The sequence below is a fragment of the Streptomyces sp. NPDC048643 genome, assembly GCF_040650615.1.
Classification (GTDB): domain Bacteria; phylum Actinomycetota; class Actinomycetes; order Streptomycetales; family Streptomycetaceae; genus Streptomyces.
Map to the genome: position 1 here is coordinate 26,979 of NZ_JBEZHO010000012.1, position 13,621 is coordinate 40,599.

Below are 13,621 nucleotides of genomic sequence, written 5' to 3' on the forward strand. Positions count from 1 at the left end.
GTCGGCGCTATCCGGCGAACGGCGGCTGCGGCAGGCCCTTTCCGGCTCCCGGGAGCACCAGCAGGGAGCCGGACAGCGGGTGCGGGCGTGCCAGGCCGGTGCGGGCGGTGGTGACGTACAGGTCGGTGAGGTCGGTGCCGCCGAAGGCGCAGGCGGTGGGGCGGCGGACCGGCAGGGGAACGACCCGGTCGAGTGCGCCGTCCGGGGTGTAGCGGCGGACCGCCCCGCCGTCCCAGAGGGCCACCCACACTCCGCCGTCGGCGTCCACGGTCAGACCGTCGGGGAAGCCGTCCTCGATGGTCGTGAACGCTCTGCGGTTCACGGGGAGATGGTCGTCGTCCAGGTCGAACACGTCGATGCGGCGGGTCGGCGAGTCGACGTAGTAGACACGGCGGCCGTCCGGGCTCCACCCGGTGCCGTTGCTGACGGCGACGTCGTCGAGGAGCGGGCGGACCGTGCCGTCGGGTGCGATCCGGGTGAGGGTGCCGCCGCCCGGCGCCTCGTCGTAGCGCATCGTTCCGCACCACAGCGAGCCGTCGGGGGCGACGGCCGCGTCGTTGGCCCGGCGCCCCGGGACGGGTTCGCGGTGCAGCCAGCGGAACGGGGCCGCCGCGCCCGCGGGTTCGCCGGAGCCGGTGGAGCCACCGGACGCCGGCGGCGGGTAGAGGCCCACCCCGTCACGGAGGTTGACGACCAGGCCGCCGCCCGCGCGGGGCTTGGCCGCGCCCACGTGCTGCTCGGTGGCCAGCACCGTACGGCGGCCGGTGGCGGGATCGTAGGTGTGGACGCGGGAGCCGAGGATGTCGACCCAGATCAGGCGGTCGGGGGCGCTGTCCCAGGTGGGGCCCTCGCCGAGCGCGGCGTGCGCGCGGACCGCGACCTCGACGGCCGTCATCCCACGGTCCGGTGACCGAGGCGCTCGGACAGTTCGGCCGCGCCCTTCGCGGCGAGCTGCTCCAGTTCGGCGCGGCGCTCGTCGCTCCAGCGGATCATCGGCACGGAGATGGAGAGCGCGGCGACGACCTGTCCCGTGCGGTCGCGGACCGGCGCGGCGACACAGCTGACGTCCGGGTTGGACTCCTGGTTCTCGACGGCGACCCCGCGGCCGCGGATCTCGGCGAGGGCCTCGCGCAGGGCTCCCGGTTCGGTGATGCTGTTGGGCGTCATGGCGACGAGGTCGGCGTCGTCGGGGATGCGCGCGGTCAACTGCTGCTCGGGCAGGGAGGCGAGGAGCATCTTGCCGACGGAGGTGCAGTGCGCGGGAAGACGCCGGCCGGCCGCGGACACCATGCGCACGGCGTGCGTGGAGTCGACCTTCGCGATGTAGATGACGTCCGTGCCCTCCAGGATCGCCACGTGCACGGTCTCGTCGCAGGTCTCGGCGACGGAGCGGGCGACCTGCTGGCCCTCGGCGGCGAGGTCGAGCTGCTCGGCGTACCGGCTGCCGAGCTGGTAGGGCCGGACGCCGAGGCGATAGCGTCCCGGCTGCCCCGGCACCTGCACGATGTACGAGCGGGCACAGAGCGTGGTGACCAGTTCGTGCACGGTGGTGCGCGGCAGCCGGAGCCGGCGCACGATGTCGGGGGCGGAGAGCGTGCCGTCCCCGTCGAGGAAGAGTTCCAGGATGTCCAGAGCCCGGGTCACGGCAGGTACGAGGCGTCCCACAGCCGGCCCCCTCCCATATGTTCGAAATTTCAACAGACGATCGGCATGACGAACACAGGCTAGTCATAGTGGGCTTGGGCGGGCAATGGGTGGGGCGGGGTCCCCGGTGAGCGCGCGCTGCGGCGGGACGCGTGGGTCCCACGGGGCGGCGAGGCCGGTGGGCGGGGGCGACCCCGGGCCGCCCCCGCACCCGGGCACCGCTCAGCGGCGGGCGCGGGGGTCGCCCAGTACGCCGCGCAGGCGCTGGGCCCGCAGGACGAGTTCGAGTTCGAACCGCCGGTCCGGGTCGTCGATCTCGTCGCCCCACAGTTCCCTGATCTGGCGCAGACGGTAGCGGACGGTCTGCGGGTGGACGCCGAGCCGGGCCGCGACCTCGGGGGCGCCGCCGCGCGTCTCCAGCCAGGCCAGCAGCGTCTCCGCGAGCCGCCTGCCGTGCGTGGGCCCGCAGTGGGCGAGGGGTTCCAGGCACCGCAGGGCGAGATCGTCGATCAGTTCCTCGGGCTGGAGGAGGACGAGTGCCTCGGTGTGCTCCGTGCAGTGCAGCACCTCTCCGCCGGGCAGGAGCCCCCGCTCCATGAGACGTACCGCGGCCTCGGCCCAGCGCAGCGACTTCGCGGCGTCGGCGAGCGGGACCGGCGGGCCGATCGCGCCGGACCATCCGGTCAGCGCCCGGTGCAGCAGTTCGGGCCGGCCGGCCGCGTCCGGTTCGGGCACGACCATGCGCGGCTGCTCGTACTCCATGTCGAGCAGCACGCTCTGGCCGACGGCGGGCGCGACCGCCTCACGGGCCGGCCGCAGCAGGACGCCGACGGCCAGCCGGCCGGGCAGCGGCCAGCCGACCCGGGCGGCCCGTTCGGCGAGGCCCTCGGCGAGGTCGCCCCGGGGGTGGTGTTCGGAGAGCAGGACTTCCATCAGGCGCCGCTGGAGGCGCAGCCGTTCCCCGGCCTGCCGGGCGGCGGCCTCGGCGTAGCCGCGGACGGACTGGTCGACGAGGCCGTCGAGGTACTCGTATCCGGCGTCGACCAGTTCGTACATCGCCGGGGGCGGGATGTCGACGCGCTGCCCGATCTCCGCGAACCGGCGCCAGGCGAGCCGGACGCCGAGCCGGTAGATGGCCTGGAGGGAGTCGAGGCTGCGGCCGTGCAGTCCCTCACCGCGGCCGAACTCCTGGAAGACCTCGGGGTGGACGCGCGGGCGGCCCTCGGCCGTTCCGAGGTGCTGCACGAAGACCTCGATGGCGCGGCGGATGCCGACGAGGGCCATCGGCTCGCCGGAGTCGTCGAGCACGAGCGGCAGGTGCGGGTACTCCCGGCGGATGTCGCGCAGGATCTCCTCGGCGAGCCCGGGCGCCTCGGCCATGGCGATGGTGGCGAACTGCCGGACCTGGTGGCGCGGAACGTCGCGCCAGGCCGAGCGGGGTGCGACCGCCCCGGCGCGGGCACGTGCTGCGCGGCCGGCTCCGGGCTCGCCCGCGGCCGGAGCGTGGCCTGGTGCCGCCTCCGCCGCGTCGGGGACCTCGTGTCCCGACGGATCGGTCCCGCTCCGCCGGCGCCCGGGACCGGCCCGCGCGGCGCCGGGCTCCGGCCGCTCACCGGGTCCGGCGTCGCGAGCGGTCATCGGTGCGGGTTCCGCCAGGCGTTCGGGATCGGTCGGGGACCGACCCGACTGCTCACCCGTCGAGTCGAGGGTCCCGTTCCCGTCCTGGCGGGGCGGTCCCTCCGCGGGCACTGCGGATCCGCCCCGCCACGGGGGGTCCTCGGACTGTCGGGACAGTGCCGGCCGGGTGCCTCTGCGGCTCGGCACCGTCAGCGCTCCCGGGCGGCGTTCTGGTACGTGATCAGCGGGGTGTTCGGCTGGTCGGGGGTCGCGTCGAGGAGCGCGACGAGGCCGAGTGCGGCACCCACGGCGAGTGCGGCGGAGGCCGCGACGGTGAGCGCCGCGGCGAGCAGTCTGGACATCGCAGGGTCAGCCTCTCTGTCGGAGGTCGTCCCCACCCCGGAACCCGTGCGGCCACCGGTCGAGCGGTCCCACGGACAGCGCCTGCGCCGGTCCCGCCCGGCAGGAGCCAGTCTCGACAATGCATTGACACTCCGTCAAGGGTGCGCCTACGGTTCCCGGCCCGTACCGCACGTGCACTTTCTCCCACGGTGTCGACGCATCCGTATCACCTCGCACCAGCTGATATCACCCGTGCGTCGAGCCTCCTCAGCCCCTGGAGTGCCCGGATGCGCCGTAAGTCCTCACCCGTCTCCCTCATCCTCGTCGGCCTCGGCACCTTCCTGCTCGTGCTGGCCCCGATGCTCGCCTGGTACGTGGCACCACGTGCCGCCGTGAACCCGATCGACATCGACACGACCGCCGTCTACAAGGGCACCGGCAGCGTCTTCGACCTCGACAAGGCCGAGACCGTGCCCGGCCAGGACATCACCGTGACCCAGGTGGTGCGCGGCGACGTCGCCGACAGCGAACGCAGCGGCCGAGCCGTGTGGGACGTGACGACGACGGTCGACACGGACGCCTCCCTGCCGGCGGCCGACCCGCACGACGCCCTGGAGTTCATGCCGGGCCGCTGGGTCACCGACCGGCGGTCCAACGAACCCGTGCACTGCTGCCAGGAGCACCCGTACTTCGAAGGCGACGCCTATCTGAAGTTCCCCTTCGACGTGCGCGAACACGACTACCGATGGTGGGACAACTCCCTGGGCGCGCCGGTCACCCTGCACTACCGGGGCACGAAGAAGATCCGCGGGTACCGGGGCTACCGGTTCACCGGGACCGTCCCCGCCACCCGGACCGGGACGCGGCAGGTGCCGGGCGCGCTGGTCGGACAGCCGCAGCGCGGTCAGGTGCTCGCCGAGGAGTGGTACGCCAACCACCTCGTCGAGCTGGTCGTCGACCAGCGCACCGGGCGGGTGATCTACGCGCAGGTCGGTCCGCGCAAGACGCTGCGGGCCCCGGGGGGCACGAAGGACGCGGCGGTGCTGCTGGACAGCCGGAAGCTGGCCTTCACGGCGGCGACCCAGCGGGACCAGGTCGAGCAGGCGAAGACCGAGAGCGCCCAACTGCGGCTTCTGGGAACGACATTGCCGATCGGCGCCGGTCTGCTGGGGTTCGTCCTGGCCGTGGCGGGGGCCGTTCTGCTGGTACGCGGGCGACGGGATCCCGGTTCGTCCGCTTCGCCCCCGTCCACGCTCACGATGTGATGTGCCGTCAGCTCCACAAAGCCCCGAACTTGTCACCTCGGTGAGTAGCCGACGCGAACGGCGCGGCGAAAACTGTCCACCCCTACCCGAACACAGCGCTTTCACAGCCCCGTTACAGCCGAGCGCCCCGCGTCCCCCCGCCGCAGGGCGCACCCCGGCGTCACCCGCGACGCCGGCCACGTCACCCACGGAAGGCATCCGAGGCGGCACGACCACCGAGGACCGGCGCCATGTCCCGCCCCCCACACTGAGTTCCGCACCCCGAGACGAGTTGGAGCACCCATGCCCCAGCACGTACCGTCCCCGCTGCGCACCGTGTCCCCGCGGACCGCGCAGTACCCTCCGGCGCCCTCCGCGCACCCGCGCCGCATCGTCTTCCTCGCCCGCCGCGATCTCGGCAACCCGGCGGCGGGCGGCTCCGAACTCCTGGTCGACCGGCTGGCCGAGGGGCTGACCGGGCTGGGCCACCAGGTCACCCTGGTGTGCGGCGGCCCCTCGTCGGGCCACGGCTACCGGGTCGTCTCGGCGGGCGGCGACCTCGGGCACTTCCTGCGCGCCCGGCCCGCCTTCCACCGCGAGGTCGGAGGCTGCGACCTGCTCGTCGAGGTGTGCAACGGACTGCCGTACCTGGCCCCCCTGTGGCATCACGGGCCCACGCTCTGCCTGGTCAACCACGTGCACACGGACCTGTGGCCGATGCGGTTCGGCGGACCGCTCGCGCCCGCCGCCCGGCTCGGCCGGCGTCTCGAACACTGGGCGCTGGCCGGCGCCCAACGCGGCAACCTGCTGGTCGCCGTCTCCCCGTCGACGGCGCTGGCGCTGCACGCGATCGGCGTCGAACGGGACCGCATCCGGGTCGTGCACAACGGGGTGGAGGAGCCGGGGCCACGCTCCGCTCGGTCGTCGGAGCCGCTGTTCGTCGCGGTGGGGCGGCTGGTGGAGTACAAGCGGATCGATCTGCTGCTGCGCCTGTGGGAGCGGGTCAGACCGGTCACCGGAGGCCGGCTGGTGATCGTCGGGGACGGCCCCGAGCGCGAGCGCCTCGCGCAACTCGCCGGTCCGGGAGTGGAGTTCACCGGGCATGTCTCGGAGGTGGAGAAGCACCGGCTGCTGTGCGCCGCCTGGCTGCTGCTGCACCCCTCCGCGGTGGAGGGCTGGGGTCTGGTGGTCACCGAGGCGGCCGCGCGGGAGACCCCGGCGATCGCCTTCGACGTGCCGGGGCTCCGGGACTCCGTCGTGGACGGCGAGACGGGTGTGCTGGTGCGCGGCGAGTCCTCCTTCGCGGCCGCCTGGTGCACCCTCGCCCTGTCCGCCCGCCGCCGCGCGCTGATGGGCCGGGCGGCCCGCGACCGTGCCGCCGCCTACCGCTGGAACCACACGGTCCGCCGGTTCCGGGCGGTGGCCGCGGAGGCGGTGAGGGGCTGGGCACCGTGACGGCCGCCGGACGCAGACCCGGCCGCGCGGGTGCGGCCCCCGCCGGCGGCACCGGGCCCGTCGGCGGCACCGGGTTCAAGGACCCCTCGCTGCGCCGCTCCCTCGCCCTGTTCCGGGCCTTCCTGCACGAGCAGGACGACCCCACCGCCTGCTACGCGCTGCTCGCCCGCGACGCGGCCGACCAGGTCGAGGCGGTCCACGGTGCCGTCCGGGGCCGCACCGTCCTCGACATCGGAGGCGGCGGCGGCTACTTCACCGAGGAGTTCCGGCGGCGCGGCGCCCACGCCTACCTCTTCGAGCCGGACGTACGGGAGTTGGGGGCGGAGCCACCCGGCGGGGCCGTCGTCGCGGACGGCTATCTGCTGCCGCTCGCGGACGGGGTCGCCGACGTCTGCTTCTCCTCCAACGTCCTGGAGCACGTGGCCGATCCGCAGACGTTCCTCAGCGAGATGGTCCGGGTGACCCGCCCGGACGGACTGATCTACGTGGCGTTCACCAACTGGCTCTCCCCGTGGGGCGGTCACGAGTGGGCGCCCTGGCACTACTTCGGCGCCGAGCGGGCCCGCGCCCGCTACCGGCGCCGTACGGGCAGGCCCGCCAAGCACACCCTCGGCGAGAACCTCTTCGCCGTGCACGTCGGCACCACCCTGCGGCAGGTCCGCGCCCGCGACGACGTCACGCTCGTCTCGGCGCGCTCCCGCTACTGGCCCTTCCTCGCGGAAGCCGTCACCAAGGCACCGGGGCTGCGCGAGTTCGCCACCTGGAACCTCCTCCTCATCCTCCGGCGGTGTCCACCATGACGAGCACGGTCCAGGCCCCTCCCCCGGCAGCCGTCCGCCCCGCAGCAGGCGCGTCCGGACCCCCGGAGGGGCCCCGCTCACGCCGGTGGCTGCTGGGGTTCTGGGCCGTGGTGTTCGTGCTGTTCCTCGCCGTGCACCCCGGGCGGGCGACCTTCGACACCAAGCTCGGGGTGTCGCAGGACCCCTGGCAGTTCCTCTCCGACCTGGGTCAGCTGTGGCACGACCGGGGCGGCTTCGGGGGCATCCAGGACCAGTACGTCGGCTACGCCTGGCCGATGCTGCCGTACTACGGGCTGTGCCGGCTGGTCCATCTGCCGGTGTGGCTGGCGGAGCGGCTGTGGCTGTCGATCGTGGTGTCGGTGGCCTTCTGGGGGGCGCTCCGGCTGGCCGAGCGGCTGGGGACCGGCAGCCGCGCGTCCCGGCTGCTCGCCGCCGTCGCGTACGCGCTGTGGCCGGTGTTCACCGTCGTCGTCGGGTCGACCTCGGCGGCCGCGCTCCCCGGCGCCTTCCTTCCGTGGGTACTGCTGCCGCTGACCGACGAGCGGTACACCGCGCGGATCGCGGCCCTGCGTTCGGCGCTCGTCGTGCCCTTCATGGGCGGCGTGAACGCGGCGGCCACCCTCGCGTCGCTGCTCCCCGTCGGGCTCTATCTGCTCACGCGGCCGCGCGGGCCCCGGCAGCGCAGACTGATCGGGTGGTGGGTGCCGGGCGTGATCCTCGCGACGGCCTGGTGGTGGATCGCACTGCTGCTGCTCGGCGCGTACGGCGAGAACTTCCTTCCGTACATCGAGACCTCGCAGACGACGACGGCCACCATGTCGGCCACCGAGTCGCTGCGCGGTGCGGGCAACTGGGTGGCCTACCTGCACTTCGGGGAGGCGTGGCTGCCGGCCGGCTGGTCCGTCGCGTCCTCGGTGATCGTGGTCCTCTGCTCGGCGCTCGCCGCGGGGCTCGGGCTCGCGGGCCTGGCGCGACGGGACCTGCCCGAACGCCGCTGGCTCGTGCTGACCGTGCTGTCGGTCGTCCTCATCACCCTTGCCGGGTACGGCGGTTCGCTCGGGGCTCCCTTCCACGGCGTGGCCCAGGACTGGCTGAACGGCTGGCTCGTCCCCTTCCGCAACATCTACAAGTTCCAGACAGGTCTCGCCCTCGCCCTCGCCCTCGGCCTCGCGCACCTGGTGGGGGTCGCCACCCGGACGCACGGCGCCCGACCGGTGCGCGGCCGACGTCTCGCCCCGCTGGTCGCGGCGGTCCTCGTGCTGCCCGGCCTCGCCTGGCCGTACCTCAACGGGTCGGTCCTGCAACCGGGTTCGTTCCAGGAGCTGCCCCGGTACTGGCACACCACCGCCGACTGGCTGGAGAAGTACTCGCCCGACTCCCGCGCCCTCGTCGTCCCCGCCACCGCGCACGGCATCTACACGTGGGGCTCCCCCATCGACGAACCTCTCGACGTGCTCGCCGACTCCCGTTGGGCCGAGCGGGACTACGTGCCCTTCGGCACCCCGGGCAACCGGCGCGCCATGGACGCGGTCGAACAGGCCCTGCTCACCGGCGGCGACGTCCCGGGGCTGGCGGACTACCTGAGCCGGGCCGGTCTGTACTACGTCGTGGTCCGCAACGACCTCGACCCCGACCAGCTCGGATACGTCCCCACCGCGACCGTGAAGCGGACGCTGGAGCAGTCCGGCTACCGGCGGGTCACCGGGTTCGGTCCCGTGACGACCGGCGGCCGGATCGCGAACGACACCCCGCTCCAGGTCGAGGGCCTCTACCCGCGCCAGCGCGCCGTGGAGATCTACGAGCCGGCCGACGAGGCGGTGCCCCGGCCCGGGCAGGCCGGACTGAAGCCGATCGCGGACACCGCCGTGGTCTCCGGCGGCCCCGAGGCGCTGCTCCCCCTCGCCGCCGACCCGGCGATCCGGGGACGCGCGGCCGTGCTGACCGGCGACAACCATCCCGGGCTCGGCACCGCGGGCGTGCAGGTCGTGGGGGACGGGCTGCGGCGCGCCGACACCCGCTTCGGCCTGGTCGACGCGAACACCTCGTACACGTACACGCGTGACCAGCGCAACGACAGCGACAGCGTGCAGGACGCGGGGCGCGCGCCGCGGCAGATCCTGCCGACGGACGGCGTCGCGCACCAGACCGTCGCGGAACTGCGCGGCGCCCGGTCGGTGACCGCGTCGTCCAGCGGCAACTGGCTGTTCCATCTCCCGCAGTACGACCCGGTGAACGCCTTCGACGGCAACCCGGACACGGCGTGGGCCGAGGGCGCGGCCGGCTCGGCGGACGGGCAGTGGCTGCGGATCCGCTTCGACGGCTCCGTGGACGTGCCCGCCTCCTTCGACGTGATCCCGCTGCCGCAGGACGGTGTGCGTTCGGCGGCGACCCGGGTCCGAGTGGAGACCGAGAAGGGCTCCGTCTCCAGCTACCTGCTGCCCAACGGCCGAAAGCAGACCGTCAAGGCCCGTCCGGGGGCGACGCGTTGGCTCCGGATCACGATCACCGGCTCCACCGCGCAGCGCGCCGGGCTCACCGGCGCGGGCTTCGCCGAGATCGGCCTGCCCGACGTCCAGGTGACGCGGCTGCTGCGGCTGCCCACGGACGCCTCCGGCGCGGACGCGACCGCAGAGATCGTCTCCCTGCACCGCTCCACCGACCCGACCGGGCTGTCCCCGACGGGCACCGAGGCGGGCCTGCACCGCGCCTTCTCCACGTCGACGGGGGGCACGTACACGCTGAGGGCGAGCGCCGTCCCCGTGCCGGGCGCGGAACTCGACAAGCTGCTGTACGAGGTCGCGCCCGAGCAGCAGAGCCGGATCACGGCGACGGCGGACTCGACGGCGCGGCTCGGCGCGGGGGTGTCCGCGCGCAACCTCACCGATGGTGACCTGACGACGGCGTGGATCGCGGGCTCCGATCCGACGATCCATCTGAGCTGGCCCGGCAAGCAGCCGGTCTCCTCCGTCGTGCTGGCCCCGGCGGGCGGTCTGTCGACCCGCCCGACGAAGGTGGAGATCAGCTCTCCGGACGGTGCCGCGGTGGTCGGGGTGGACGAGAACGGCTGGGCCCGCTTCGACCCCATCACCACCGACCACCTCGACATCAAGGTGACCGGCACGGCCCGGCTCACCGTCCACAACCCCGTCGCCGGCGCCGACCTGCGGCTGCCGGTCGGCCTGACCGAGGCGTACGTGCCCGGCCTCGACCAGTACCGCACCCCGCAGCCCGCGGGCACCCGCCCCTTCACACTGTCCTGCGGCAAGGGCCCGGTCGTGGCCGTCGACGGGAAGCTGTACGGGACGAGCGCACAGGGAACCGTGCGGGATCTCGTGGAGCGCCGCCCGATCGAGGTGACGCTCTGTCAGGAGGGGCGGGACGGCGGCGATCTGAGCCTCACCGAGGGCTCGCACCGGGTCGAGGCGGGCGACGGGGGGCCACTGGCCCTCACGGACGTGACCCTGACCCGCGGCACCCCTGCGGAGACCGGCACCACGGAGCGGGGCCTGAAGGTACGGGACTGGCTGGGCGACCGCCGCGAGGTGACGGTCGGCTCGGGCGCGGCCTCGTACCTGACGACGTACGAGAACTTCAACGACGGCTGGCAGGCCACCCTGGGCGGCAGGGAACTGACCCCCGTACGGCTCGACGGCTGGCAGCAGGGCTGGCGGATCCCGTCCGGAGCGGGCGGCACGGTCACGCTGTCGTACGAGCCCGCGACGACGTACGAGGCGGGGCTGATCGCCGGCGGCGTCGGCATCCTGGTGCTCGTGGGCCTGGTGGTGTGGCGCCGTCGGGTGCCCAACCCCGACGAGCCGCAGCCGGTGCCGCCCGCGCCGGGGATCTGGCTGGGGCTGGTCGCCCTGACCCTGGTCGGCGTCGTGATCGCGGGCGTGTTCGCCCTGCTGGTCCCTGCCCTCGCGCTGCTCGCCCGGCGCCGGCACACACTCCTCGTCCCGATCGCGTTCCTCGCCCTCGCCGGGGCCGGGATCGCCGCCGCGACGGGGGCCGGCTCGCCTCCTTCGGCGGGCGAGGGGGCGTTCGGCGTCGTCGCCCAACTCCTCGCTTTGATCGGTCTGTTCGCCGGCCTGGTGAGCGTGGGCGAGGCACGGCGTCGGGGTGTGCCGGCCACGCCCGGAGCCGCACCGGCACCGGACACCGCGCCGGCCCCGACGACTCCCCTGCCCCGCCGGGAACGCGACGGGTCCCGCGGTCCGCGCACCCTCCCGGCGGGGTTCAGGGCCCGCCGGGGAGCGGACCTGTCGAAGCGGGAGAACCCCGATACGGGGCCCGGCAGGGAGCGGCCCGGAGAACCGGAGGCCGGGGCGGAGGATGTGGCCGGACCGGCCGGAGTGGTCGGAGTGGCCGGTGTGTCCAGCGCACCCCCTGCGCCTCGCGCGTCTCGTGCACCTCGTGCATCTCGTGCGGAAGACGTCGAAGTCCGGCCGGGTAAGGGCGAGCCCGCCGAGGCGAGCGCCGAACTCCGATCCGGAGAGGGCGAGTCGGTGACGGCGACGCCCGAAGTCGGCTCCGTGCAGCGGCAGTCCGGGGGTGTCGCGTCCGAAGGGGCCGCCGGCTCGTCGCAGTCCGGTGGTGTCCCGTCCGCAGGCCCCGCCGGTTCGCCGGAGTCCGGGCCCTCCGAGCGCCCCGTGCGCGCCCGGTCGCCGGAGTCCGGGATCGTCGCCGGGCCCACCGTGTCCGCGCGCGGACCCGAGCCGGTGCGGCCCGAAGGCGATCCGGCGGGCGCGCGGACCGCGCTCCGCAGGCCGTTCCGCACGCCGGGGCTGCGGGCCGCGCCGCCCGAGGAGCCCCGGAACGACCCGGGGAAGGGAGCGTCCTCATGACCACGCTGGACCATCCCGCACACGACGGCGCGGGCGGCCCCGCCCCGCGCCCGGTGCGGGTTCCGTTCCCGGTGGTGGACGAGGTCGCCCGGCACTGCCTCCAGGAGGCCGAGCCGGAGACCGTCCACATCGAGGTCCATCTCCCGGGCCCGCTCGACCGGGACCGGCTGACGGCCGCCTTCGCCGAGGCGCTGCGCCGCCATCCACGGGCGCTGATGCGCGAGGCGCCGGGACGCTGGTACCGCCGCCGCTACGAGTGGGAGCTGACCCCGGAGCCGGACACGCCGGTGGTGTCCTTCGCGCCGCCCGGCCGGGACTCCCTGCGGGCCGCGCGGGCCAGGTGCCTGGAGGCGGCGCCGCCCCTGTCGGCGTCCCCGCCCGTCCGCCTGGAAGTGGTGGAGGGCACGGGCCCGGTGGTGGGGAGCGAGGAGGCGGACGCGGTGGGCGTCCCCGGCCGCGCGCGCACCCTCGACGGCGTCGGTACGGACCCCCTGCCGCACGGGGCGGACCGCACCCGCGACGCCACGGGCGCCCCGCCCGGGACGACCGGGCCCGGCACCCCGGGGGACGTCGGCGAGGCGGTCCGCGAGGGCACCGGCAGCCCCGGAGACGTCGGCTCCACCGCCCGCGAGGACACCCGTGTCCCCCGAGACGTCGGCGCGACCGCCCGCAAGTCCACCGGGACGGGCGCGGACACCGCCACCGGCACGAGCGCCGGTTCGGCCACGAGCACCGGCACAGCCACCGGGGCGGGCGCCCATAGGGGCACCGGCACCGGCACGGTCCTCTTCCTCACCATCAACCACACCGCTCTGGACGGCCCCGCCTGTCTCCGGGTGCTCGCCACCGCGGCGGAACTGTACGGCGGCCGGGACAACACCCCGGCCGCGCCGCCCGTACGCCCTCCGGACGCCGTCGAGCCCGGGGACGGGGACACCCCGTCCGTCTGGACCCCGCCCGCCCGGGTCGCCCCCGGTGCCCCCGAGCCCACCCCGGGCAACGGGCTGATCGTCACCGAACTCGCCGTGCCGCGCCGCCCCCCGGGCTCTCCGTACACCGTCAACGACCAGCTGATGGCCGCCACCGCGCTGACGGTCGCCCACTGGAACCGCGAACACGGGGCGCGGCCCCGGCCGTTGCGCATCACGATGCCGGTGGACGACCGGCCGCGCGGCGCGGACATGCCGATCGGCAACGGGACCCGGCTGGTGGAGGTCACGTTCGCCCCCGCCGAGGTGGACGCCTCCCGCATGGGCGAGCTGCTGCGCCGCACGGCCACCCGCACCCGCGCGCTGAAGGCCGCCGAGCGGCCCCAACTCGGGCACGGGGCGGCCCTGTTGACCGCTCCGGTCGTTCCGGTGGCCTGGCGGGCCGCGGTCACCCGGGGACTGCGCAGGGCGGCCGGACCGTGGACCTCGACCTGCCTGCTCAGCAACATCGGCCGCATCCCGTACGCCCTGGACTTCGGCGAGGAGGCCGGCCGCGCCCGGGCCGTCTGGTTCTCGGCGCCCGCCCGGACCCCCCGCGGGCTGACCGTCACGACCGCGTCCACCGCGGGGCGCCTGCACGTCTCGCTGCGCTGGTCGCGCTCGCTGCTCGGGCACGACGACGGGGCCCACCTCCGCGACCTCTTCGAGCAGTACCTGCACGCGACCGAGGAGACGGGGTGATCGGC

General features: G+C 74.8%; 9 protein-coding genes. 5 read left to right on the forward strand and 4 right to left on the reverse strand.

Annotated features, from left to right (window positions below; all coding sequences use genetic code 11):
* Positions 1–7: 7 nt before the first annotated feature.
* The 4 genes from AB0C62_RS14545 to AB0C62_RS14560 all read right to left on the reverse strand — a co-directional run bounded on the left by AB0C62_RS14545 (position 8) and on the right by AB0C62_RS14560 (position 3,623).
* On the reverse strand, positions 8–895 hold the full coding sequence (locus AB0C62_RS14545) for an SMP-30/gluconolactonase/LRE family protein (protein WP_362972950.1): 888 nt from the start codon (positions 893–895) through the stop codon (positions 8–10).
* Positions 892–1,665: an IclR family transcriptional regulator gene (locus AB0C62_RS14550; RefSeq protein WP_362972952.1), complete on the reverse strand. Its 774-nt coding sequence runs from the start codon at positions 1,663–1,665 to the stop codon at positions 892–894. Before AB0C62_RS14550 ends, AB0C62_RS14545 begins: the two co-directional genes overlap by 4 nt.
* Before the next feature lie 201 nt (positions 1,666–1,866).
* A complete protein-coding gene (locus AB0C62_RS14555) occupies positions 1,867–3,282 on the reverse strand; it encodes a helix-turn-helix domain-containing protein (protein ID WP_362972954.1) in 1,416 nt (471 codons plus the stop codon).
* Positions 3,283–3,470: 188 nt separating this feature from the next.
* On the reverse strand, positions 3,471–3,623 hold the full coding sequence (locus AB0C62_RS14560) for a hypothetical protein (protein WP_362972956.1): 153 nt from the start codon (positions 3,621–3,623) through the stop codon (positions 3,471–3,473).
* A gap of 267 nt (positions 3,624–3,890) precedes the next feature.
* Between AB0C62_RS14560 and AB0C62_RS14565 the strand changes: the two genes are divergently transcribed.
* The 5 genes from AB0C62_RS14565 (at position 3,891) to AB0C62_RS14585 (ending at position 13,616) form a co-directional block, all read left to right on the forward strand.
* Complete coding sequence (locus AB0C62_RS14565; protein ID WP_362972958.1) at positions 3,891–4,868, forward strand: DUF3068 domain-containing protein; 978 nt, start codon at positions 3,891–3,893, stop codon at positions 4,866–4,868.
* Positions 4,869–5,150: 282 nt separating this feature from the next.
* A complete protein-coding gene (locus AB0C62_RS14570) occupies positions 5,151–6,302 on the forward strand; it encodes a glycosyltransferase family 4 protein (RefSeq protein WP_362972960.1) in 1,152 nt (383 codons plus the stop codon).
* 89 nt (positions 6,303–6,391) lie between these two features.
* A complete protein-coding gene (locus AB0C62_RS14575) occupies positions 6,392–7,102 on the forward strand; it encodes a class I SAM-dependent methyltransferase (protein WP_362973183.1) in 711 nt (236 codons plus the stop codon).
* On the forward strand, positions 7,099–11,946 hold the full coding sequence (locus tag AB0C62_RS14580) for an alpha-(1->3)-arabinofuranosyltransferase family protein (RefSeq protein WP_362973185.1): 4,848 nt from the start codon (positions 7,099–7,101) through the stop codon (positions 11,944–11,946). The genes AB0C62_RS14575 and AB0C62_RS14580 overlap by 4 nt, the downstream gene beginning before the upstream one ends.
* Positions 11,943–13,616: a condensation protein gene (locus tag AB0C62_RS14585; RefSeq protein ID WP_362972962.1), complete on the forward strand. Its 1,674-nt coding sequence runs from the start codon at positions 11,943–11,945 to the stop codon at positions 13,614–13,616. Before AB0C62_RS14580 ends, AB0C62_RS14585 begins: the two co-directional genes overlap by 4 nt.
* Positions 13,617–13,621: the final 5 nt, after the last annotated feature.